Here is a 21,366-nt window from a genome sequence, read left to right as displayed (position 1 = left end):
ATGCGATCACTCATTCTTTCCGCTGCGGTTTCCGCCGCGCTCGCGCTGTCGGCGTGCTCGATGGCGCCGAAGCTGGTCAAGCCCGAGATGCCGGTGCCCACCGCCTATACGACCGCTGCCGCGGCCGACCAGCACGCGAACGCGGCCGATCTCGGCTGGCGCACGATGTTCGGCGACCGTCGCCTGCAGCGCCTGATCGAGCTCGCGCTCGAGAACAACCGCGACCTGCGCCTGGCCGCGCTGAACGTCCAGGCCGCCGAAGCGCAGTACGGCATCCAGCGTTCCGCGCGCCTGCCGTCGATCGGCGCCGGCGCAAGCTTCACGCGCCAGCGCACGGCCGCCGACTCGCAATCGAACCCGCCGCTGCTCGAAAACACGCAGAACCAGTACGGCGTGAACGTCGGCCTCAGCGCGTTCGAGATCGACCTGTTCGGCCGCGTGAAGTCGCTGTCCGATGCGGCGTTCGCACGCTACCTCGCGACCGACCACGGTCGCCGCGCGGTGCAGATCGCGCTCGTCGGCTCCGTGGCCAACGCGTATTTCGCCGAGCGCCTTGCGCAGGAACAGCGCGCGCTGTCCGAGCGCACGCTGAACGACTGGCGCCAGTCGCTCGATCTCGCGCGCCGGCTCAAGCTCGCGGATCAGGCCAGCGGCGTGGACATCGCGCAGGCCGAAGGCCAGGTCGCGAGCGCCAGCGCCGATCTCGAAGCGCGTTCGCGCGCCGTCGAGCAGGCGAACAACGCGCTGCGGCTGCTGGTCGGCACCGATCTGCCGAAGAACCTGCCCGACCCGCTGTCGCTGGAACGCCAGCCGGTGATGACGAAACTGCCGGCCGGCTTGCCGTCGGAATTGCTGTACCGCCGGCCGGACATCCAGCAGGCCGAGCAGAATCTCGTCGCCGCGAATGCCGATATCGGCGCGGCGCGCGCGGCGTTCTTCCCGCGCCTGTCGCTGACCTCGTCGATCGGCTTCCTCAGCCCGGGGCTGGGCAGCCTGTTCGACGGTGGCCAGCGCGTGTGGAGCTTCGCGCCACAGGTCACGTTGCCGATCTTCCAGGGCGGCCGGCTGCGTTCCGAGCTGAATCTCGCGGAAGTGCGCAAGTCCAGCGCGGTCGTCGAGTATGAACGCTCGATCCAGACCGCGTTCCGCGAAGTGGCCGACGGCCTCGCCGGGCGCGAGACCTTCAGCCGCCAGATCGACGCGCAGACGAAGGTCGTCAAGAGCGCCGAGCGCCGTACCGATCTCGTGAACCTGCGCTATCGCGCCGGCATCGAGGATCGGCTGGAACTGCTCGACTCGCAGCGACAGCTGTACGCCGCGCGCCAGGCCTTGCTGGACCTGCGCAACGCCGAACTGGGCAACGCGGTCGCGCTCTACAAGGCGCTCGGTGGCGGCCTGACCGACACCGACGTGCCCCCCGCCAACAACGTGGCAAACAACTGAGCAATGGGCCGTCGCCGATCCGTTCGCGACGACTGAAAGCACGGTGAAGTCCGGCGGCGCACGTGCCGCGCCGCCGGCCCGCCTACCGGTCACGCTCACTTCCAGTGAACCCGATGAACCCTCTGATACTCATTGCCGAAGACGATCCGGAGATCGCCGAAATACTCGACGCCTACCTCGCTCACGACGGCTTTCGCACCTACCGCGTCGGTCACGGCCAGGCCGTGCTCGACGTGCAGCCCGTGCTGAAGCCCGACCTGATCCTGCTCGACGTCAGGATGCCGCAGAAGGACGGCTGGGAAGTCCTGGTCGAACTGCGTCGCCGGGTCGACACGCCGATCGTCATCATCACGGCGCTCGACCGCGAAATCGATCGTCTGCAGGGGCTGCGTTTCGGCGCGGACGACTACATCACGAAGCCGTTCAATCCGGCCGAGGTGGTCGCGCGCATCCGGGCGATCCTGCGTCGCGTCGAAACGGCCGCGTCCGGACGCTTCATCAAGGTCGGCAACCTCGAAATCGACACGCAAAGCTATCTGACCACGGTCCGAACGGGCGCCGGGGAAACCAGCGTCGCGCTGACGCTGACCGAATTCCGGCTGCTCGCCCACCTGGCCGGCTCGCCGAACCGCGTGTTCACGCGCAGCGAACTGATCGACGCCTGCCTCGCCGACATCGATGCGCTGGAGCGTACCGTCGACAGTCATATCAGCCGGCTGCGCAAGAAGCTCGAATGCGCCGGCGCATCCGGGATGCCGGAGGTGATGCGCGGCGTCGGCTACCGGCTGCGCAGCACCCAGTGAATGCGCGTCATCGATCACGGCGGCACGTGGCGCGGATCGTCGGACTCCTCATGGTCGCTGTCGTGCTGACGATCGCGACCGGATGGTTCGTCGTCTACGGCCTCATCCTGGTCGTTTCACCTCCAGCGACCGGCAACCCGATCGCGGTTGTGATCCACGAGACGCCGAGCTATCTGATGCTCGGCGCCGTACTGCTGGCCGCGCTGGCCGCAACGGTCGTCGACCTCGTCAGGCTGACGCGCCGGACGGGCTTGTAGCAACAGGCCGACGCGCATTGCGCGCCTGCGGCCACGCTTCGATTCATCCGTTTCTGAATCGGGCTGTTTCTTGAATCAAGATAAAAACTGGATTTTCGATTCAATTATCGGAAAAACTTCTTTTCCAGAGATCTGATCAACTGCATGCGCGCAGTGAGGTGAGAAATGAGAAATCAGGAAAATGTCTCGTCGTCAATCGATGGCGATTCTCGTGAACTGGAAAGAAGCGATGATTCATCGACTGGCTGCGTAAAGTTGATTTCGATCGACGAAATCGAACCGGAGAAACGCTGGCGCCACATGATGCATTCACTCATCGACACATGCAGCGACGGCGCGCGAATCCACCGGCAGCGCAATGATTACGCGGTCGATTCACGCAGAAAAATGACTTCGGCCGATCGATCGAGGTACAGCGCAACGATCGATATTCTTGATCAACCGACGTCCAGCACGGTGGTGCTTTCGTGGCGGGATTCAACGGGCGGACATTATGGCTATCAAAATTGGCATAAAGGATATGCCCGACGGTCAGGGGTATGCGCGATGAGTGGAATGCCCATTATTCCGGGCGACGAGATTTTTCGGCCGAGTGTGCGAAACGGCCGACCGACGAACTGGTCCGCGATGATTCTCGCGATTCACATCTCCTGCATTGATTTCTCTCAGATCACGAAATAGAAGTGGCTCCCTTCAAACGCCCGGCCGGACGCTGAAGCGGCCTGGCTCCTGGAATCCTGGCCCCTCATTGCGCCTTCCGTCCGGCTGAAGCGTTCATGGGCAGTTCACCTTCGAAGCTCTGACAACGAAACCATCACCATGGCTACTTTCGAATTGATGATCGCGCTGCTACTGGCGATCCTTGTCTTGCACTATGTCGGGCATCGGCTCGGGCTTCCCCCCGCCGTCGCACTGATCATCGGTGGCGGTCTGATCGCCTTTCTGCCCGGCCTGCCCGAGGTGCATGTCGATCCAGAACTGGTGCTGGTGATTTTTCTGCCACCGTTGCTGATGGACAGCGCCCTTGGCATTTCACTCGACCATCTGCGCCGGCACATGCTGGGCGTCGGGGCGCTGGCGATTGGTGCGGTGCTCTTCACCACCGTCGTCGTGGCGCTCGTCACCCACTGGCTGGTGCCCGCCTTGCCCTGGGCAGCGTGCGCGGCCTTGGGCGCACTGGTCGCGCCGCCGGATGCGGTGTCGGCCCGCGCCGCGCTGCAGCAAGTGAAGCTGCCGCGCCGCCTCCTGATCCTCCTGGAGGGGGAAAGCCTGTTCAACGATGCGACGGGCCTCGTGCTGTTTCGCTTTGCGGTGGCGGCGGGCGTGACGGGCCTGTTCAGTCCGGCCGAAGCCCTTGGCAGCTTCGCGCTACTGGCAGTGGGTGGCGTGCTGATCGGCGCCGTGATTGGTGGCGCCTGGGTGATCCTGGCACGCCATTTCGACGAAGATAGCCTGGTCATCGTCGCCGGCCCGCTATGTGCGTGGGGCTCCTATCTTCTGGCCGAACGCTTCCACGTCTCGGGGGTGATCGCCACCGTAACGACGGGCCTCATCTGTGCCTGGTTCCAGCATCGCGTGCTCAGCGCGTCGGCGCGCCTGTACGGCACGGGCTTCTGGACGGTCACGATCTTCATTCTCGAGGCCTTCGTGTTCCTGATCATCGGATCCTCGCTGCATGAGTTGATCCAGCGCGGCGACGGGCTCGACACGATGCTCGCGGAGATGGGCGTACCGGTGCTGATCGTCGTTCTTTCCGTCATCCTCGCGCGGTTTGCGTGGGTGTATGTGTCGGACAGCGTGCTCATCCTGTTACGGAAGCTTCGCGTGACCCGCTTCCATCCGCTCGGGCTGGCCGATGCCACGGTATTGAGCTGGGCCGGCATGCGAGGGGTGATCACCCTCGCACTCGCCGCCAGCCTGCCGGACAGTTTTCCGGGGCGCGATTTCATTCTTGTCACCGCCATTGCCGTCATCCTCGCCACCGTGCTGGTGCAGGGACAGACGCTCGGCGCCGTGATCCGCTGGACGGGGCTCGTGGCGCCGGAAAGCGACAAGCCTCGCCTGAGCATGAGCGAGGCGGAGGCCGTGATTGCCAAGGTGCGGTATGAATTGATGGCAAAACTGGCATACAACGAGGCAGGCGAACTCGTTCACCCGATGCTCCTGGACATTCACAAGCACAAGGCCGAGGACATGGCCCGCTACGCGCGGCACGCCGACGAATACAAGCCCCACCTCGATGCACGCTCGGATGCCGTGCTGAAATCGGTCGCGGCCGGACGGGCCGAACTCATGCGCCTCTACCGCGCCGGCGACATCGACGAGCACACGCTTCACGAACTGACGCGCGACCTCGATCTCGAGGAGCTCAGCGTCATTTCCGCCAACGCGTGACGGGATGGCTATCGACGGGGACGCAACGCATTCAAGCACTGCGTCGCTATCAGCATGCTGGCGAAGAACGTCCGCGGTCTGCAAGCCCGGCTCCATCGTTTCTCCATCAAACCGCACCCATGCGTCCATCGACGCCGAGCACACTGCGCAGCAAATCATCGAGTACGCATGCGCGAGCCACACGAATCCATGGACACGTTTCCGACCCTGATCACTTGCGAGCATTGCGACAGCGTCTACCGACGCCGCGCGCTGGCGCCGCACGAGGTCGCGCGTTGCGAACGATGCGCCGCCGTGTTGTATCGATCCAGCTGGCTCGATATCGACCGGTGGCTCGCGCTCGCGATTGCCGCAGGCGTGGTGTTTGCCATCGCCAATCTCTGCCCGATCATGCGGATCAGCGTGCAGGGGCTGCATAGCGAGACCACGCTGTGGCAATCCGCGCTCGCGCTGGCCCAAGGCATCGCCGCGCCGATCGCGATTCCGACGGCGCTGGCCATCGTCGTGGTGCCGTTCCTGCAGATCGCGACGCTGATCTGGTTGCTGGCCTTTGCCCGTGCGGGCCACCGCGCGCCCGCATTCGGTCCGCTGATGCGCCTGCTCGTCGCATTGCGTCCCTGGAGCATGATCGAGGTTGGACTGCTCGGCATTCTCATCGCCATCATCAAGCTGTCCAGCATCATGCAGATCATTCCCGGCGCCGGCTTATGGGCCACGGCCGTGCTGATGGTGCTGATCCCGCTGATCGCGGGCCACGATGCGCGTCAACTATGGGACTGGGTCGTGCCGGTGCACCCCGCCGAAGGCCGCCCGTGAGCCTGCCCGTTCGCGCCAGTCAGCTGGGCATGGTCGGGTGCCATGCCTGCGGCCTCGTCTGCCGCATGCACGCCTCCGCCGCGCACGATGCGCACCCGCATGCCGCCGAAGCGCAACGCTGCCCGCGGTGCGGCTCTGCGCTGCACGCGCGTCGTTCAGACAGCCTCGTACGCGCCTGGGCGTTCCTGATCGCCAGCCTGATCTTCTACGTCCCGGCCAACCTGTTGCCGGTGATGCGCACCACGCTGCTCGGCAGCCACAGCGAATCGACGATCCTCGGCGGCGTCGTGGTGTTCTGGAACGCCGGCTCGTACGGCATTGCGTCGGTGATCTTCATCGCGAGCGTCGTCGTGCCGTGCACGAAGTTCCTCGCGCTTGGCATGTTGCTCGTCACGACGGGCCGGCGCAGCGTGTCGGCCATGCGCGAGCGGACCGTGCTGTATCGCGCGGTCGAGCTGGTCGGCTACTGGTCGATGCTGGACGTGCTGGTCGTCGCGATCATCTGTGCGCTGGTGAAGTTCGGTCCGCTGTCCGAGATCGAGCCACGCGCCGGCATTTTGTTTTTCGGCATGGTCGTCATTCTCACGATGCTGTCTGCGATGAGCTTTGACCCACGCCTCATTTGGGACGCCGAGGAAGCATGAATCCTGCATCCGGCCCGCAAGGCCTCGAACCGCACGACCCGCCCGTGACCCGCAACCGCCTGCGACTTTCGCTCGTCTGGCTCGTGCCGCTCCTCGCGGCACTGATCGGCCTGTCGATGGTGATCCACGCGTGGTTGTCCGTCGGACCGGAAATCACGATCACGTTCAACACCGCGCAAGGCCTCGAAGCCGGCAAGACGCCCGTCAAGTACAAGGACGTCGTGATCGGCACCGTGACCGCCATTTCGCTGAGCGACGACAGTTCGCACGTGGTCGCGACGGTGTCGTTCGTGAAGAATGCGCGCAACCTCATTCGCGACGACACGCGCTTCTGGGTCGTGCGGCCCCGCGTCGGCATGAGCGGCGTATCGGGCATCGATACGCTGTTCTCCGGCGCGTATATCGGCATGGACACCGGCCGCTCGGACCAATCGCGGAAGGCCTACACCGGGCTCGAAACGCCGCCGACCGTCGTCAACGGCACGCCGGGGACGAGCTTCGCGTTGCGCGCCACCGATCTCGGCTCGCTCGATATCGGCTCGCCGGTCTACTACCGCCATCTGATGGTGGGCCACGTCGCGTCGTACAAGCTCGACATGCAGAGCCATGACATGAACCTGCAGGTGTTCATCGATGCACCGTACGATCGCCTGGTGACGACCGACACGCGCTTCTGGAACGCGAGCGGCATGGATCTGTCGCTCGACGCGAACGGCCTGAAGCTGAAGACCCAGTCGGTCGCGACGATCGTGGGCGGCGGCATCGCGTTCGCGACGCCGGAAGACAGCAGCGCGACCGCCGCCCCTGCCGGCAACCTGTTTACGCTCGCCGACAACGAAGCGTCCGCGATGGCTGCGCCGGACGGGCCATCCCAACTCATTCGACTCCGTTTCGAACAGCCGTTGCGCGGGCTCGCAGTCGGGGCGCCGGTGGAATTCTCCGGCATCAACATGGGCAAGGTGGTATCGACCCAGCTCGACTTCGACCGTGCGACCCGGCGCTTCCAATCGATCGTGATGGTGAAGGTCTATCCGTATCGGCTCGGCCCCGTCATCGAGAAACTGCAGAAGACCGAAGGCAACGGCAATCCTCGCGCGGCCCAGTTTCTCGCGGGCCTGGTCGAGTATGGGCTCCGTGCGCAGGCGCGTACCGGCAACCTGCTGACGGAGCAGCTCTACATTTCGTTCGATTTCGTGAAAAATGCGCCGAAGGTGCCGTTCGATGCGAATGCGACGCCACTGACCTTGCCCACCGTGGCGAGTACGTTCGACAAGCTGCCGGAGCAGATCGCCGACATCGTCGACAAGATCAACAAGATGCCGCTGGATTCGATCGGCAAGCATGTCGACTCGAGCCTGTCGAACCTGGACGCGACGCTCAGGCAGGTCAACGGCCAGTTGCTGCCGTCGACGACGCGCGCACTCGACCAGGCGAACCAGACGTTCGGCGCGTTGCGCCAGGGTATCGCCGAGGACGGCCCGCTTCAGGAAAACCTGGCGAACACGCTGACCGAAGTCCAGCGTACTGCGCGATCGTTGCGCACGCTCACCGACATGCTGGGCCGCCGTCCCGAATCGCTGCTCCGCGGAACCGGGGCCGATCATGCGCCGATCGCGCCTGTCGCCCCTTCAACCTCGCCTGTCCAGCAGGAGCCACGACAACCATGAGCTTCCCGATTCGCGCCAGGACGATCGCCCTGGGCGCCGGTGCCGTCATCGCGCTGACCGCCTGCGCGTCGAACCCGGTGCATTACTACACGCTCGTCTCACCGGCCACGGCCACATCCACATCCGCGACGTCGACCACCGCGCGCGCCGCCGCGCCGCTGGCGATCAACGTGTTGCCGGTCGGCATCCCCGCCCAGCTCGACCAGCAGCAGATGGTCGTGCGCAGCGGCACGGGCACCGCGGTGATACTCGACAACGAACGCTGGGTCGCGCCGCTCGGCGACGAGCTGCGCGCGGCGCTGTCGTCGGCACTCGTCGAGCAGCTGGGCGCGCGCAACGTCACCGGCCTGCCGCGTCCGTCGAACCAGACCGTCATGAGCATCCGCACGCAGGTGCGCCGCTTCGATGCATGGCCCGGCCGCATGGCGCAGTTCGAAGCCGATTGGGTCGTCGGCGTGCAGCAGGACACGCCGGGCACGCGCATGTCGTGCAGCACGCGGCTCAACGAGACCGCACCCGGCGGCTATGACGACATGGTGCGCGTGCAGCAACGGATGATCGAGCAGTTCGCCGCCCGCATCGCGAGCACGGTGCGCAGCTTCGGCAGCGGGCGCCCTGCCTGTCCCGCCGATTCGTAAACCCTCCGGCCGATGGGAGCCGTCCATGGGAGCGCGCGAAGGTATCCGGTTATGGGAACCGGCTACCTTGAAGCTTGACGCGACCCGTTACGCGCGCCGCCGGTAAGTGCCCGGCGTGCTCCCCGTCCAGTGCCGGAACGCGCGGTGGAACGCGCTCGGATCGTCGAAGCCGATGTCGGCGCCGATCGCCGCGATCGTGTCGGGCGTGTCGGTCAGCCGCTGGATCGCGATGTCGCGCCGCAGTTCGTCCTTGAGCACCTGGAACGTCGTCCCTTCGGCGGCCAGGTGGCGGCTCAGCGTGCGCACCGAGCAATGCAGGTGCTCGGCCGCGTGGTCGATCACCGGCAGGTCGGGCAACGCTTCCGACAGGTACTGCCGCACGCGATGACACACGAGCTGTTCGCTGAACGATTCGAAGATCCAGTCGCCCGGCGCGCGCGCGAGGAACTTGCGCAGGTTGCGCTTGCTCTGCCGGATCGGCGCGTCGAGGTAATCCGCGCTGAAGCGCATCAGCGTGCGCTCGCAGTCGAACTGCACGGCGCCGGTGAAGAAGTACAGGTGGTCGACCGCATGGCGCGGCCGCGGGCACGCGAACTCGATCTGCAGCAGCGGGATCTTCTGCCCGATCAGCCAGGAGCACACGCCGTGCACGAGCTTGAGCATCAGTTCCTGGCCGAGCGCGCCGATCGGGCCGATGGCGTCGTTCGGGCGCAGCACCGCCTGCGCGACGAGACCGTCGCGCTTCGATTCGACGAAGAAATCGTCGAGCAGGATATGGAAGAATTGCCCGAAACGATGCAGCGCGGTTTCGAGATTGCGCGCATCGAGCAGGCTCAGGCACAGGTACTTCAGCGTGCCGCCGCGCAGCGGGCGCGAGAAGATGCCGGGCATCTCGTCGTCGAGGTCGATCGCGAGCGTGCGGTACAGCGTCGAGAACTGCTCCTCCGTCACGCGCGCATGCGGTTCGCCGAGCAGTTCGATCGGGATGCCGGCCCCGCGCAGGTAGCGCTCGACCACGTCGCGCTGCACGCCCGCGCTTGCGAGGAAGCCGTTGACGAGCGAGATCGGCACCGTCGCGCTCGGCGACGGCAGTGCACGCCCGGGCGCAGGCTCGGGCTGGGCGGAAAGTGAATCTGAACCAGTCATCGCGTCCCCGTCGATCGAACCGCTCGCATTGTACTTGAGCGGCCCGTGCGGAGCCTTCCGGGCCCTCGGCGCGCCGGGCCCTGCGCGGCGCGCCGACGCCATCAGTCGGTGCGGCTGAGTTCCCGGCGCAGGATCTTGCCGACGGTCGACTTCGGCAGCCGGTCGACGAAGCGAATGAGCTTCGGCACCTTGTACGCCGCGAGGCTCGCGCGGCAATGCGCGACGAGTTGTTCCTCCGTCACGTACGCATCCTGCGCCAGCACCACGAACAGCTTGACGGCCTCGCCCGTGCGCGCGTCCGGCACGCCGATGCACGCGCATTCGGCGACGCCCGGCACGCCGGTCGCCACGGCCTCTACCTCGTTCGGGTACACGTTGAAGCCCGACACGATGATCATGTCCTTCTTGCGGTCGACGATCCGCAGGAAGCCGGCTTCGTCGAACACGCCGACGTCGCCGGTGCGGAAATAGCCGTCGGCCGTGAACGCGGCCGCATTCGCGTCCGGCTTCTGCCAGTAGCCACCCATCACCTGCGGCCCCTTCACGCAGATCTCGCCCGCGCCGCCAATCGCCACCTCGTTGTCCTGGTCGTCGAGCAGCTTCACGTCGGTCGACGGCAGCGGCAGGCCCGTGGTGCCCGTGAACGAGTCGATCGACTGCGGGTTGAACGACACGACCGGCGACGTTTCCGACAGACCGTAACCCTCGCGAATGAAATTGCCCGTCACCGCCTTCCAGCGCGACGAGATCACGTCGATCACGGCCGCGCCGCCGCCGGCCGACAGCTTCAGCCGCGACCAGTCGACTTCCGTCAGGCGCGGATGGCCTGCGAGCCCCGCGTACAGCGTGTTCACGCCGACGAACACCGTCGGCCGCGCGACCTTCAGCACGTCGATGAAGCCGTCCATGTCGCGCGGGTTCGCGATCAGCCAGTTCTGCGCGCCGATCGCGAAGTAGGACAGGAAGTTCACCGTCAGCGCGAAGATGTGATACAGCGGGATCGCCGTGACGACGACCTCCTCGCCCGGCTCGCGCGCCGCCGGCACGATCGCGCCGAACTGCTCGATGTTCGCGACGAGGTTGCGGTGCGACAGCGCGGCGCCCTTCGACAGGCCGGTCGTGCCGCCCGTGTACTGCAGCAGCAGCAGATCCGCGCCGCTCAGCGCAACCGGTTCGCACGCGAGCGATTCCCCGGCAGCGATGGCGTCCGCGAGCGGGACCGAGCCGGGCGGCAGCGCGTCGCATGCACCGGCCGGCGCATCGACGACGCCGAGATCGCCGCGCCCGACGCTCAGCACGGTGCGCACGCGCGTGCCGCCGACCACTTCGGCGAACGTGCCCATCGACCCGCCGCACACCACGGCGACCTCGACACCCGCGTCGTTGAGCTGATGCTCGAGCTCGCGCGCCGTGTAGAGCGGGTTCACGTTGACCTGGATCGCGCCGATCTTCGCGATGGCGACGAACGCGACCGGGAACGCAAGCACGTTCGGCAGCATCACGGCGACGCGATCGCCCTTGCGCACGCCCACGATCTGCTGCAGATAAGCGGCCAGCGCGGTCGACAGGCGGTCGACGTCGGCATAGGTCAGCGTGCGGCCATATGAATGGAACGCCGGGCGATCGGCGAAACGGCGCATCGCGTTGTCCAGCAGCGCGCTTACGGAAGGAAAGCGATCGGGATCGATCTCGGCGGGGATCGAGCCATACGACCCGGTCCAGTGTCTCTTCGTCATGTCTCACTCCACGGGGGACGGCGCGCCGGCCGCGCCGTTCGCACGACGGCCTGCACGCCGGAAAAGCGCGGACCATCGCCTGACCGGCGACTATCGCCCGCGCGGCGCGCTTTGAAAATGATCCGGGCGGCCGAAAAGATGATCGAAACGGACACGCGGGGGTCTGCGCTTGTCTAGACAACATCGCCTGATGCCGTCACTTCGGCCGGCGTCAGCTGGCCCTACTATCGGTCCATTTGCATGAACACCATACGGGATCGGGCGATTCCTGTCGCCGGTCGCGCCTGATACGATCGCTTCGCTTCCGGTTCGCCACGGCCGAACGTGCCGCGCGCCGCAGCCGATGCCGCCGATACACACCATCCGCACAACGGGTCATGCGCGCATCGTCACCCCGTCTCGTCGGTCGATCCCGCCACCGGACAATCAGGATTACTGCACACATTACGCCGGTCTCGGCAGCGTGCAACACCTGATCAAGCAACACGGCCAGTCCACCCAACGATCCCGTCCCGCTCTTTCAAAGGTCAGTCGCCATGCCAGAACGCATCCCGTTTGGACAACTCCCCGCCCGGCTCCTCGACGTCGTGCTCAACGTCGAGGAATATGCGAACACCACCGGCCACGATTTCAAGCTCGTGGAACTGGTGCGCGCACGCGTGTCGCAGCTCAATGGCTGCGCCTACTGCCTCGACCGCCACATCAAGGAAGGCATCCACGCGGGCGAAGATCCGCTGCGCTACCACCTGCTGCCCGTCTGGCACGAAACGCCCGATCTCTACAGCCCGAAAGAACAGGCCGCGCTGCGCTGGGCGGAAGCGCTGACGCTGATCAGCGAGCACACGATCGGCGACGCACTCGTCGACGCGACGCGCGCGCACTTCGATCGCGACGAACTGGCCACGCTCACGCTGATCGTCGCGCAGATCAACACGTGGAACCGGCTCGCGAAGCCGTTCGCGTGGCAGGCCGGGGTGTTCCAGGCCGGTTGACGCCGGGTTGCCGCGGTTGCGGCGCGTCGCGCCGGGTGGCACCGGCGCGCATATCAGGGTGAACCCTGTGGCGCATGGGACCGATCCCGAGCAGAATTGCGTGCCGTAAACGATATCGATTCGGACGCAGGACTCTCCCATGCCGCGCAGTGCGCTCTTGAACCCGACGACCGCCCGCGCAGCCCGCCTGCCGGACGTCGAGCCGACCCACGCGTTGCGCGAGCAGCGCTTCACGCCCGCCAAGCTGGCCGTGCTGCTCGACGTGGTGGCGCAAGCCGGCATCGACCCGGCCGCGGTGCTCGACGGGACCGGCCTCACGCCGGCCGCCGTCGCGGACCCGTTCACGCTCACGTCGCCGCTGCAGTTCCTCACGGCCGCGCGCAATGCAATCGGCCGCTACGACGGCACCGATCTCGGCGTGCGCGTCGGCCACCGGCTGCACGTATCGAGCTACGGGATGTACGGCTACGCGATGCTGTGTTCGGAATCGCTCGCGCACGCGTTCGAATCGGCCGTCAAATATCACCGGCTCGCGAACGGCATGCTCGCGATCCGCTGGGTCGAACAGGGCGATACCGCGTCGTGGCAGTTTCCCGACCGGCACGAAGTCGCGCTGCCCGATCTCGACGAGCCGCTGTACCGTTTCCTGATCGACATGCAGTTCGCGTTGCACGTGACGATCATCAAGGACGTGATGGGCGCGTGGTGCGTGCCGGCGCGTGCGCAGTTCGCGCAACCGCAGCCGGCGCACGCGGCACTGCTGGCCGATGCGCTCGAATGCCCGATCGCCTTCGACCAGCCGCATCACGTGCTCAGCTACCCGGCCGCGTGGCTCACGCGCGCGCCGCAGCTCGCGAATCCGATTACCGCCGCGCAGGTGTCGTCGCATTGCGCGAGCCTGCTCGATGAAATGCGCAGCCAGGCCGGCGTCACGCGGCGCGTGTACCAGGAACTCACGCGCACGCCCGGGCAGTTTCCGGACATCGACGCGATCGCGGCAATCCTGTGCATCACGTCGCGCACGCTGCGCCGCAAGCTCGAAGCCGAAGGCACGTCGTACAGCGAGTTGCTGGCGAGCGTGCGCAAGGCGCTCGCGATCGACTACCTCAGCACGACCACGCTCAGCACCGAGGACATCGCGTTGACGCTCGGCTTCAGCGACGCCGTAGGGTTTCGCCACGCGTTCAAGCGCTGGACCGGCATGACGCCGAGCGACGTGCGGCGCAAGCGCGGCGGTTGAGCGCTGGCGTTGATGGCAGTCAGCGTCCGTCGCCGGCCGCAGGCGTGGCCACCGCCAGCGCGAACTCGAACACCGCACCCCGCCCGGCCTGGTCGACCAGCCGGATGCTGCTGCCATTGAGCGCCAGCATCCGGTGCACGATCAGCAGCCCGAGCCCGCCGCTCGTCACCGCACCGCCGCTCATCGGCCGCTGCGGCCGCTGGAACAGCCCTTCGCGCCGCGCCGCCGGAATCCCTTCCCCGGTATCGGCCACGGTCACGACCACGCGGTCGCCGCGCGGCTCCAGCGCGACCTCCACCTCGCCGTGCGCAGGCGTGTGCCGCAACGCGTTGTCGAGCAGGTTGGTCAGCACGCGCTCGATCATCCCGAGATCGGCCGACACGACCGGCACCCGCGCCGGGATCCGCGCATGCAGCGCGACGCCGCGCGCCTGCGCGGTCAGCTCGAATTTCTGGAACACGTCCTGCACGAGATCGACGAGCGAGAACGGCTCGCGTTCGGCCTGCACGCCACCCGATTCGAGCCGCGCGAGCTCGAACAGCGCCTGCGCGAGCCGGCCGACCTTCGCGCTCTGCGCGAGCGCGATCGACAGGTAACGCCGCCGTTCGGTCTCGGCGAGCGTGTCGGCCTTCAGCGACAGCGTCTCCAGGTAGCCGTGCAGCGACGTCAGCGGCGTGCGCAGATCGTGCGAGATGTTCGTGATCAGTTCGCGCCGCTGCTGGTCCTGGTGCGTCAGCGCACGCCACTGGTCGCCGATCCGGTCGGCCATCTGCGCGAACGCGGATTCGAGCACGACGATGTCGTCGCCGCGCCGGCCGGGCCGCGAACGCGGCACCGGCGGCTGCGTGTCGGGCGTGCCATTCGCGTCGAAGCGGCGCATCGCGTCCGTCAGCCGGCGCAGCGGGCGCGTGATGAAGCTGAACGCGGTAAGGCCCGCGAGCAGGCCGAGCAGCGCGACCAGCGCCATCGACCACAGCGTCGTGCGCAGCACGTTGCCGGCGTCGACGCGCGCGGCCAGCCGGTCGTGCGCCTCGCCGAGCAGCACCACGTAGATGTAGCCCGACGGCGGCTGCCCCGCGCGCTGCAGCGGCGCGGCGCTGAACACCTTGCGTGCATCGGGGCTGCGCGGGTCGTCGCCGAGGATCGGCAGCGGCTCGCCCGCGATGAAGCGTTGCACGGGCGCGAGATCGACGCGGTCGCGCTTCACGTGGCCCGGCGGTGCATCGTCGCCCTTGATGCGGCCCGCGTTGTCGAGCAGATAGACCTCGACACTCGGGTTCACGCCCATCAACTGGCCGAACAACGTGCGCACGGCGTCCGGGCGCAGCCCGTTCGCGTCCATCAGCGGTGCGCTGTGGGTCACGCTGTCGACGATATTGGCGGCCAGGTCGCGCGACAGCCCCTGCACGACTTCCTGCTCGCGCATGTCGTTCGCTCGGATCTGCAGCCACGCGGACGCGCCCGAACACGCGAGCAGCAGCACCGAGAACACGAGCGACAGCCGCTGGGTGAGCGTGAGCTTCATCATGCGTCCCGCTGGCCCGGCGCGGCGAGCTTGTAGCCGCGGCCCCACACGGTGAGGATTCGCACGGGCTCGGCCGGATCGGCCTCGATCTTCGCGCGCAGCCGGTTGATGTGGGTGTTGACCGTGTGCTCGTAGCCTTCGTGCTGGTAGCCCCACACGGCATTGAGCAGATCCATCCGCGAGAACACCTTGCCCGGGTGCCGCGCGAAGAAATACAGCAGGTCGAACTCGCGTGGCGTGAGGTCGATGCGCGCACCGTCCACGCTCGCCTCGCGCGCGATCGGGTCGATCGCCAGCCCCGCGACGTCGAGCGTGCCCGCGTCGATCCGCGAATCGCGCGCGAGCGCATCGACGCGCCGCAGCAGCGCCTTCACACGTGCGACGAGTTCCAGCACCGAGAACGGCTTGGCCAGATAGTCGTCGGCACCGAGTTCGAGGCCGAGGATCCGGTGCACCTCGCTCGAGCGCGCGCTCGTGATGATGATCGGTGTGTAGCGCGTCATCGCGCGCGCGCGCCGGCAGATTTCGAGGCCGTCGACGCCCGGCAGCATCAGGTCGAGGATCAGCGCATCCCAGCCGCCCTGTTCGAGCAGGCGCAACCCCTCGGCACCGTCCGCGCTGTGCACGACCTCGTAGCGCTCGTCGCGCAGGTGCAGGCTCAGCACGTCGGCGATGTCGGCATCGTCTTCGACGATCAGGATGCGTTTCGGTTGGTCCATGGCGGCGGGCGGCGGCACGTCAGTGCCGTGGTCGGGTATCGGTTCGGGCCGGCCCCGGTCCGGCTGGCCGGGGTGCCGGGGGCGAATCGCGGCAACGGGCCGCGCTGCCGCCATTGTGCAAAATTTTGCGGCGGCGAGTGATCACATTTCATTTAACTTTGGCTGATGCGCGTGCCGGGAGTCAATACTGGCATGGCTCTCCGATCCAGCCCTTGAATGGCGATTTGTATCAGACGGTGCGAACGCTGCATAGACACAAAAAGCGGAAGCGATGAAGCGGAAATCGGTGAGCGCGGGCGACAGTGGGTGCAATGCCACGGCATGCCAGGCATGCAGCGCAAACGTGTCCTGCCATCTATCCCTTGCAGAGGATATAGAAGCGGCTCGATGACCTGTCGCATCCATCACGTCTACCACAAGTAGTCCAAACTACTTTTTGGACGTGAAGATCGCGCGCGACTGAGCGTCGCGACCATTGGCATGGGTCAATATCGATTGGCTGGCGACGCGACTTACGCCGGCATTCCTGCGGAGCGAGTTCGCACGCGTCACCCACGATGAGCGTTCGATTCGGCACATGAGGGAGGCACGACGAGAAAGCTGGCTAATTCCCCAGCCTCCCCTCCCGCTACGCCGAACCCGCCTGCGCGAACCCGAGCGTAAGACCGAAAGCGTCGAGGATCGTCGCCGCAGTCTTGGCCATCCGCTTCGCCATGACCTCCGAGGTCTCGCGCGTGGCGCCCTGGCGAAGCCAGTGCACCGCCGTCCACACCAATCCGCCGCCCAGCACCGTCAGGCAATCCTGCTCTGCTTCCGTGCGAACGCCTTCATAGGGTGGAAGGATGCGGCCGGCGACGAACGTAACCAGTTCATCGAAAAACGCCGATGTCGCCGCGTCATTGAATACGGTCAGATAGAAAGACTGATGCGCACGCAGATGCTCGAGAATCAGCCCGGTTTCCACCTCCATTGACGTGACGAAAGTGGCACTCGGCGGGTTCAGCAGTTTGCCCTGCTCCTCGACGAATGCGAACGCGTTGTCGAGCCTGACCAACGCCGCCCGCTGAGCGGCGGCCTGAAGATCGGGAAAGTGCTGATAGAACGTGGGACGCGCGACGCCCGCGCGCTGCACCAGTTGAGCAATGCTGAGTTTGTTCAGGGGCGCCTCGTCGAGCAGGTCGGTCACCGCGCGAACGAGAGCGTCGTAACTCCGTTGAAAGCGAGGATCGGCGGGATTAGGGCTTACATCAGGGGGCATAAAAAGCTCTGGACACGTGGTTTTGTCTATTTTACATTCGTTCAATAGATTGAGATGCGATGCGCCGACATACCTCTGAAAGGCTATTGAAATGAAATCCTCATCCCTCGTCCCCCAGCCGCCCCTGAAACCCGTCATCGGTCACTTGATGGAGGTCCTCGGGCCGTCTCCACTTGCAAAGATGATGGATCTCGCGCGCACTTATGGGCCGGTCTATTGGTTCGAGGTGTTCGGGCAAGGTTACTACGTTGTCAGCGGACAAACACTGGTGAATGAAGTGTGTGATGAAAGCAGATTTCAGAAGTGTGTCCACCAATCGCTGCTCGAACTTAGACCCGCGATCGGCGACGGGCTATTTACGGCATTCGGTGACGAACCGAACTGGGCCAAAGCGCATCGTGTGCTGATGCAGGCGTTCGGCCCGCTCAGTATCTGGTCGATGTTTGACAAAATGGTCGACATCGCCGACCAGATGTTTCTCCATTGGGAGCGGTTCGGCCCGGAGACGCCGGTCGATGTATCCGATCACATGACTCGACTGACGCTCGACACGATTGCCCTTTGTGCGTTTGATTGTCGTTTCAACAGCTTCTACCGTGAAGATCAGCATCCGTTTGTCGATGCCATGGTCAACACCCTCAGCGAGGCCGGAAAGCGCGAGCTGCGACCAAAACTTGTTTCGAAGTTGATGGTCAACCGCAGTCGAAAGTTCGACGCGGACATCGAAGTCATGCGGTCGCTCGCGACGAAAATGATCGAGGACCGGCGGAAGAACCCGCACGACAACGAAGCGTCGATGGACCTGTTGGACCGAATGCTGAACGGCATCGATCCGGTGACGGGAGAAAAACTTGATGATGAGAACATCGTCTTCCAGATGATTACATTTCTCATCGCCGGACATGAAACGACAAGCGGGCTCCTGTCCTTTGCCACCTATTTCCTCCTCAAAAACCCGGACATTCTGCAAAAGGCACGGGACATGGTCGACGAGGTCGTTGGCAGCGAGACACCCCGGATCGAGCATCTCGCACGACTTCGTTACATCGAACAAATCCTCATGGAGACGTTGCGAATCTGGCCGACAGCGCCGGCATTCGCCGTGTCACCGCTCGCTGACACCACGTTCGGCGGGAAATACGCCGTTTCTCCCGACGACATCATCATGATCCTGACTCCGATGTTGCATCGGGATGTGAGCGTCTGGGGCGAGGACGTCGAGGCGTTTCGTCCGGAGCGATTTGCACCGGAGAATGCGGAGCAACTCCCTCCCAATTCATGGAAGCCCTTCGGCAATGGTGCACGTGCCTGTATCGGCCGCCCTTTTGCCATGCAGGAAGCCCATCTCGTTCTGATCATGCTGCTTCAGCGATTCGATTTCTCTTTCGCAGATCCCGACTACGAACTGGACGTCGCCGAAACGCTTACGCTGAAGCCAACCGGTTTCCGGGTGAACGTGAAACCGCGGGCCCGAGGTGCGCTTAAAGTGCCCGATACGGCCGCTCACGCCCGCTCGAGCGCTCAAAGCCCCCGCGTCGCTCCCGTTCAGTCGATCCCTACCAGCGAAGATGCGTCGGATATGCTCGTCCTCTTCGGGGGCAATACGGGCTCCGCCGAATCCTTTGCAAGACGCATTGCAGGGGACGCAAGTCGTCACGGATTTCACGCCACCTGCGCGCCCCTCGACGACTTCGCAGGGAAACTCGACGGATATCCTGCAATCGTGATCGTCACCGCTTCCTACGAAGGACAGCCGCCAGACAACGCAAAATCATTCGTCCCGTATGTCGAGGCACTGGGCGTGGGTGCGCTGGACGGCGTCAATTTTTCGGTTCTTGGGTGCGGCAACAAACAATGGGCACGGACATACCAGGCGATTCCCAAGCGCGTCGATGAAGCGCTCGAGAAGGCCGGTGCTACGCGAGTGCACTTCAGAGGCGAGCTTGATTCCGGTGGCGACTTTTTTGGTGAATTTGACCGTTGGTACACCGAAATGTGGAATCGCTTTGCAACTAGTGCCGGTAAGGAAATCTCGGTTGTGCCACATGGCGACACCGCACTGAAAGTCAGTTTCGCCGAGAATACCCGTGAAAAATTGCTGAATTTCGGCGACATGGCGCACGCGTCCATCGTCGACAATAGAGAGCTGGTTGACATTAGCGTGGCTGGCAGCCGCTCGAAAAAGCATATTGAATTGAAACTTCCGGAAGCGATGACTTATCGATCGGGAGATTACCTGGCCGTTCTGCCCCGCAACTCGAAAAACAACGTCGATCGCGTCTTGCGCCGGTTTCGCGTGAGCTGGGACACTCAGGTCGTGATTGAAGGAACGTCAAGCAATCCACGCCTTCCGCTCGGCCAGGCAATGGGTTGTGGTGAACTGTTTTCGAGCTATGTTGAACTCGCCGTCCCCGCGACTCGATCACAAGTGTCCAGCCTGGCCGCTGCCACGCGCTGCCCACCCGAGAAGGTCGAGCTTGAACGCCTGAGCGCCGACGATTTCGAACGCGAGATTCTGGGAAAGCGGACAACCGTCATGGATCTGCTCGAACGCTTCGGGTCCGTCGATCTGTCGCTCGACAAGTTCCTCGATATGCTGCCCGCGCTGAAAGCACGCCAGTATTCGATCTCGTCTTCCCCGCTTTGGAAAGCAGACCATGTCACGCTGACGGTAGCAGTGGTCGATGCACCGGCGCTCTCCGGCAATGGTCGTCATGAGGGGGTGGCATCGTCGTATCTCGCGCGACTCAACACGGGCGACAGCTTGTCCGTTGCAGTCAGGCCATCGAATGCACGCTTTCGGCCACCAGCCGAACCCGGTCTTCCAATGATTCTCATCTGCGCCGGTTCCGGTATCGCCCCATTCCGTGGCTTTCTGCAAGAGCGCGCATTACAGAAACAGCTGGGGGAGAACGTCGGCACGTCGTTGCTCTTCTTCGGGATCGATGACCCCGACGTTGACTTTCTCTATCGCGACGAACTCGACGAATGGGCAAGCTGCGGTGTGGTCGAAGTGTTGCCGGCTTATTCAAACCGCCCGGAGGAAGGTGCTCGCTTCGTTCAAGACAAAGTCTGGCTGGAACGCGAGAAAATCGCCGCGCTGTTTGCGCAAGGTGCCACCGTCTTTGTCTGCGGGGATGGAAAGAATATGGCGCCCGCCGTACGTGCCACGCTTGGCCGTATTTATCAGGATGCAACCGGCGAGAACGATGAAAACGCCAGCGCATGGATCGACACGATGGAGCGGGAGCATGGCAGATATGTTGCCGACGTATTTGCATGACGGTGACAAGATTCATGCCGCTCCTGGTTGCTTCGGCGAACCAAAAGAAGTCTTGACCTGCCCCGCCACCGCGCGCTGGAACACGCTCGACTGATTCTTCGATTCCGTGCTGCGCCCTCGTGTCCTCGCTGCCTTCAATCCGGTTCCTGCCGATTTCCGGCCGGAACCGGATTGCTGTTTCCGCTCGATTCGAAAGGGCGCGCCTTGACGGTAAGGTGGCGTGTGAGCATGGCAATGAAGCCGCACGAAACATCAGGTTCCGATTCATAAAGCGATCAGAATTTCCATAAGAGCTGATCCGGCTCCATCGCTCGTCCCTGCCCCACTCTGCAACGCGTCGGTTTCCATCACCGCATCCGGATATTCAACGTTCCGCCCTGGATAAGCTGTTGTCGCGTCTGGTTGTCTCAAGAGTAAACGAGACGACAACGACCCACTCAGCACCCCTGCAGGAATCGCAGACGTCGCCTGGTCCACCAAGCTTCGCTCACACGCATCCGTCCAGGTCGAATTGCGTGCTTCACGCGATACGTCTGTCGACCCTGGTCCACGCCTCGCTTTTCAACTCACGGGGCGACCACATTTTCCTCATCCACGTCAGAACGGCCACGCGTCTTTCAAGACGCTACACCGTTCGGAAAGCGAACGGGTTAACCATGATCGACCGTCAAAAAACGCCATGTTAACTTCCTCGGTCATACGACTTGGTCATTTGACCTGATTCGTAACGAATACGTCAGCTCACCGGAAACCCCGGCGAGCGACTCCGCCCCTTCCGCCTCGGGAAACAGGTACTGGATCAGCC

The 21,366-nt window shown here is 64.5% G+C and carries 17 protein-coding genes; 12 read left to right on the top strand and 5 right to left on the bottom strand.

Features of this window, described 5'->3' with window-relative positions; all coding sequences use genetic code 11:
* From G3N61_RS03665 to G3N61_RS03625, 9 genes are all read left to right on the top strand, one after another.
* Positions 1 to 1,443 carry an efflux transporter outer membrane subunit gene (locus G3N61_RS03665; RefSeq protein ID WP_089454247.1) on the top strand — a complete coding sequence of 481 codons (1,443 nt, stop codon included), beginning with the start codon at positions 1 to 3 and terminating at the stop codon, positions 1,441 to 1,443.
* Between the two features lie 113 nt (positions 1,444 to 1,556).
* A complete protein-coding gene (locus G3N61_RS03660) occupies positions 1,557 to 2,246 on the top strand; it encodes a response regulator (RefSeq protein ID WP_043185970.1) in 690 nt (229 codons plus the stop codon).
* A gap of 50 nt (positions 2,247 to 2,296) precedes the next feature.
* A complete protein-coding gene (locus G3N61_RS03655) occupies positions 2,297 to 2,503 on the top strand; it encodes a hypothetical protein (RefSeq protein ID WP_205821587.1) in 207 nt (68 codons plus the stop codon).
* Between the two features lie 165 nt (positions 2,504 to 2,668).
* The gene (locus G3N61_RS03650) at positions 2,669 to 3,184 is read left to right on the top strand and encodes a DUF3331 domain-containing protein (RefSeq protein ID WP_205821586.1); all 516 of its coding nucleotides are present in this window, start codon (positions 2,669 to 2,671) and stop codon (positions 3,182 to 3,184) included.
* A gap of 138 nt (positions 3,185 to 3,322) precedes the next feature.
* Positions 3,323 to 4,897, top strand: a complete 1,575-nt coding sequence (locus G3N61_RS03645) for a Na+/H+ antiporter (protein ID WP_205821585.1) — start codon at positions 3,323 to 3,325, stop codon at positions 4,895 to 4,897.
* 54 nt (positions 4,898 to 4,951) lie between these two features.
* On the top strand, positions 4,952 to 5,713 hold the full coding sequence (locus G3N61_RS03640) for a paraquat-inducible protein A (protein WP_241017547.1): 762 nt from the start codon (positions 4,952 to 4,954) through the stop codon (positions 5,711 to 5,713).
* The gene (locus G3N61_RS03635) at positions 5,668 to 6,357 is read left to right on the top strand and encodes a paraquat-inducible protein A (RefSeq protein WP_241017546.1); all 690 of its coding nucleotides are present in this window, start codon (positions 5,668 to 5,670) and stop codon (positions 6,355 to 6,357) included. Before G3N61_RS03640 ends, G3N61_RS03635 begins: the two co-directional genes overlap by 46 nt.
* Positions 6,354 to 8,024: an MlaD family protein gene (locus G3N61_RS03630; protein WP_205821584.1), complete on the top strand. Its 1,671-nt coding sequence runs from the start codon at positions 6,354 to 6,356 to the stop codon at positions 8,022 to 8,024. Before G3N61_RS03635 ends, G3N61_RS03630 begins: the two co-directional genes overlap by 4 nt.
* Complete coding sequence (locus G3N61_RS03625) at positions 8,021 to 8,662, top strand: ABC-type transport auxiliary lipoprotein family protein (protein WP_205821583.1); 642 nt, start codon at positions 8,021 to 8,023, stop codon at positions 8,660 to 8,662. The genes G3N61_RS03630 and G3N61_RS03625 overlap by 4 nt, the downstream gene beginning before the upstream one ends.
* A gap of 87 nt (positions 8,663 to 8,749) precedes the next feature.
* Here the strand turns inward: G3N61_RS03625 and G3N61_RS03620 are convergent, their stop codons facing one another.
* Both G3N61_RS03620 and G3N61_RS03615 read right to left on the bottom strand, forming a co-directional pair.
* The gene (locus G3N61_RS03620; protein WP_043185763.1) at positions 8,750 to 9,910 is read right to left on the bottom strand and encodes an AraC family transcriptional regulator; all 1,161 of its coding nucleotides are present in this window, start codon (positions 9,908 to 9,910) and stop codon (positions 8,750 to 8,752) included.
* Positions 9,910 to 11,544, bottom strand: a complete 1,635-nt coding sequence (locus tag G3N61_RS03615) for an AMP-binding protein (RefSeq protein ID WP_089454239.1) — start codon at positions 11,542 to 11,544, stop codon at positions 9,910 to 9,912. The genes G3N61_RS03620 and G3N61_RS03615 overlap by 1 nt, the downstream gene beginning before the upstream one ends.
* A gap of 536 nt (positions 11,545 to 12,080) precedes the next feature.
* Between G3N61_RS03615 and G3N61_RS03610 the strand changes: the two genes are divergently transcribed.
* Together G3N61_RS03610 and G3N61_RS03605 are read left to right on the top strand one after the other, a co-directional pair.
* On the top strand, positions 12,081 to 12,536 hold the full coding sequence (locus tag G3N61_RS03610) for a carboxymuconolactone decarboxylase family protein (RefSeq protein ID WP_205821582.1): 456 nt from the start codon (positions 12,081 to 12,083) through the stop codon (positions 12,534 to 12,536).
* A 139-nt stretch (positions 12,537 to 12,675) separates the two neighbouring features.
* Entirely contained in the window at positions 12,676 to 13,776 is a 1,101-nt protein-coding gene (locus tag G3N61_RS03605) for an AraC family transcriptional regulator (protein ID WP_205821581.1), read from the top strand.
* A gap of 19 nt (positions 13,777 to 13,795) precedes the next feature.
* Here the strand turns inward: G3N61_RS03605 and G3N61_RS03600 are convergent, their stop codons facing one another.
* The 3 genes from G3N61_RS03600 to G3N61_RS03590 form a co-directional block, all read right to left on the bottom strand.
* Positions 13,796 to 15,301 (bottom strand): HAMP domain-containing sensor histidine kinase, encoded by a 1,506-nt coding sequence (locus G3N61_RS03600; RefSeq protein ID WP_043185755.1) that lies wholly within the window; start codon positions 15,299 to 15,301, stop codon positions 13,796 to 13,798.
* Entirely contained in the window at positions 15,301 to 16,020 is a 720-nt protein-coding gene (locus G3N61_RS03595) for a response regulator transcription factor (protein ID WP_039353478.1), read from the bottom strand. Before G3N61_RS03595 ends, G3N61_RS03600 begins: the two co-directional genes overlap by 1 nt.
* A gap of 628 nt (positions 16,021 to 16,648) precedes the next feature.
* Positions 16,649 to 17,206, bottom strand: coding sequence for a TetR/AcrR family transcriptional regulator (locus tag G3N61_RS03590; RefSeq protein WP_346778543.1), 558 nt, complete (start codon positions 17,204 to 17,206; stop codon positions 16,649 to 16,651).
* A 163-nt stretch (positions 17,207 to 17,369) separates the two neighbouring features.
* Here G3N61_RS03590 and G3N61_RS03585 point away from each other — a divergent pair, with 163 nt between their 5' ends.
* Entirely contained in the window at positions 17,370 to 20,561 is a 3,192-nt protein-coding gene (locus G3N61_RS03585; protein ID WP_205821579.1) for a cytochrome P450, read from the top strand.
* Positions 20,562 to 21,366: the final 805 nt, after the last annotated feature.

This window comes from Burkholderia sp. Ac-20349 (genome assembly GCF_017104865.1).
Classification (GTDB): Bacteria; Pseudomonadota; Gammaproteobacteria; order Burkholderiales; family Burkholderiaceae; genus Burkholderia; species Burkholderia aenigmatica.
The sequence above is the reverse complement of the archived record's forward strand: the minus strand, read 5'-3'. Positions and strand labels throughout refer to the sequence as shown.

What these genes read in the sequence shown, in the direction of transcription:
- G3N61_RS03665 (WP_089454247.1), top strand. Translation starts at nt 1, where the DNA reads ATGCGATCACTCATTCTTTCCGCTGCGGTTTCCGCCGCGCTCGCGCTG.
- G3N61_RS03620 (WP_043185763.1), bottom strand. Translation starts at nt 9,910, where the DNA reads ATGGCGTCGGCGCGCCGCGCAGGGCCCGGCGCGCCGAGGGCCCGGAAG.
- G3N61_RS03635 (WP_241017546.1), top strand. Translation starts at nt 5,668, where the DNA reads ATGGGACTGGGTCGTGCCGGTGCACCCCGCCGAAGGCCGCCCGTGAGC.
- G3N61_RS03655 (WP_205821587.1), top strand. Translation starts at nt 2,297, where the DNA reads ATGGTCGCTGTCGTGCTGACGATCGCGACCGGATGGTTCGTCGTCTAC.
- G3N61_RS03605 (WP_205821581.1), top strand. Translation starts at nt 12,676, where the DNA reads ATGCCGCGCAGTGCGCTCTTGAACCCGACGACCGCCCGCGCAGCCCGC.
- G3N61_RS03645 (WP_205821585.1), top strand. Translation starts at nt 3,323, where the DNA reads ATGGCTACTTTCGAATTGATGATCGCGCTGCTACTGGCGATCCTTGTC.
- G3N61_RS03600 (WP_043185755.1), bottom strand. Translation starts at nt 15,301, where the DNA reads ATGAAGCTCACGCTCACCCAGCGGCTGTCGCTCGTGTTCTCGGTGCTG.
- G3N61_RS03615 (WP_089454239.1), bottom strand. Translation starts at nt 11,544, where the DNA reads ATGACGAAGAGACACTGGACCGGGTCGTATGGCTCGATCCCCGCCGAG.
- G3N61_RS03625 (WP_205821583.1), top strand. Translation starts at nt 8,021, where the DNA reads ATGAGCTTCCCGATTCGCGCCAGGACGATCGCCCTGGGCGCCGGTGCC.
- G3N61_RS03610 (WP_205821582.1), top strand. Translation starts at nt 12,081, where the DNA reads ATGCCAGAACGCATCCCGTTTGGACAACTCCCCGCCCGGCTCCTCGAC.
- G3N61_RS03630 (WP_205821584.1), top strand. Translation starts at nt 6,354, where the DNA reads ATGAATCCTGCATCCGGCCCGCAAGGCCTCGAACCGCACGACCCGCCC.
- G3N61_RS03640 (WP_241017547.1), top strand. Translation starts at nt 4,952, where the DNA reads ATGCTGGCGAAGAACGTCCGCGGTCTGCAAGCCCGGCTCCATCGTTTC.
- G3N61_RS03660 (WP_043185970.1), top strand. Translation starts at nt 1,557, where the DNA reads ATGAACCCTCTGATACTCATTGCCGAAGACGATCCGGAGATCGCCGAA.
- G3N61_RS03650 (WP_205821586.1), top strand. Translation starts at nt 2,669, where the DNA reads ATGAGAAATCAGGAAAATGTCTCGTCGTCAATCGATGGCGATTCTCGT.
- G3N61_RS03585 (WP_205821579.1), top strand. Translation starts at nt 17,370, where the DNA reads ATGAAATCCTCATCCCTCGTCCCCCAGCCGCCCCTGAAACCCGTCATC.
- G3N61_RS03595 (WP_039353478.1), bottom strand. Translation starts at nt 16,020, where the DNA reads ATGGACCAACCGAAACGCATCCTGATCGTCGAAGACGATGCCGACATC.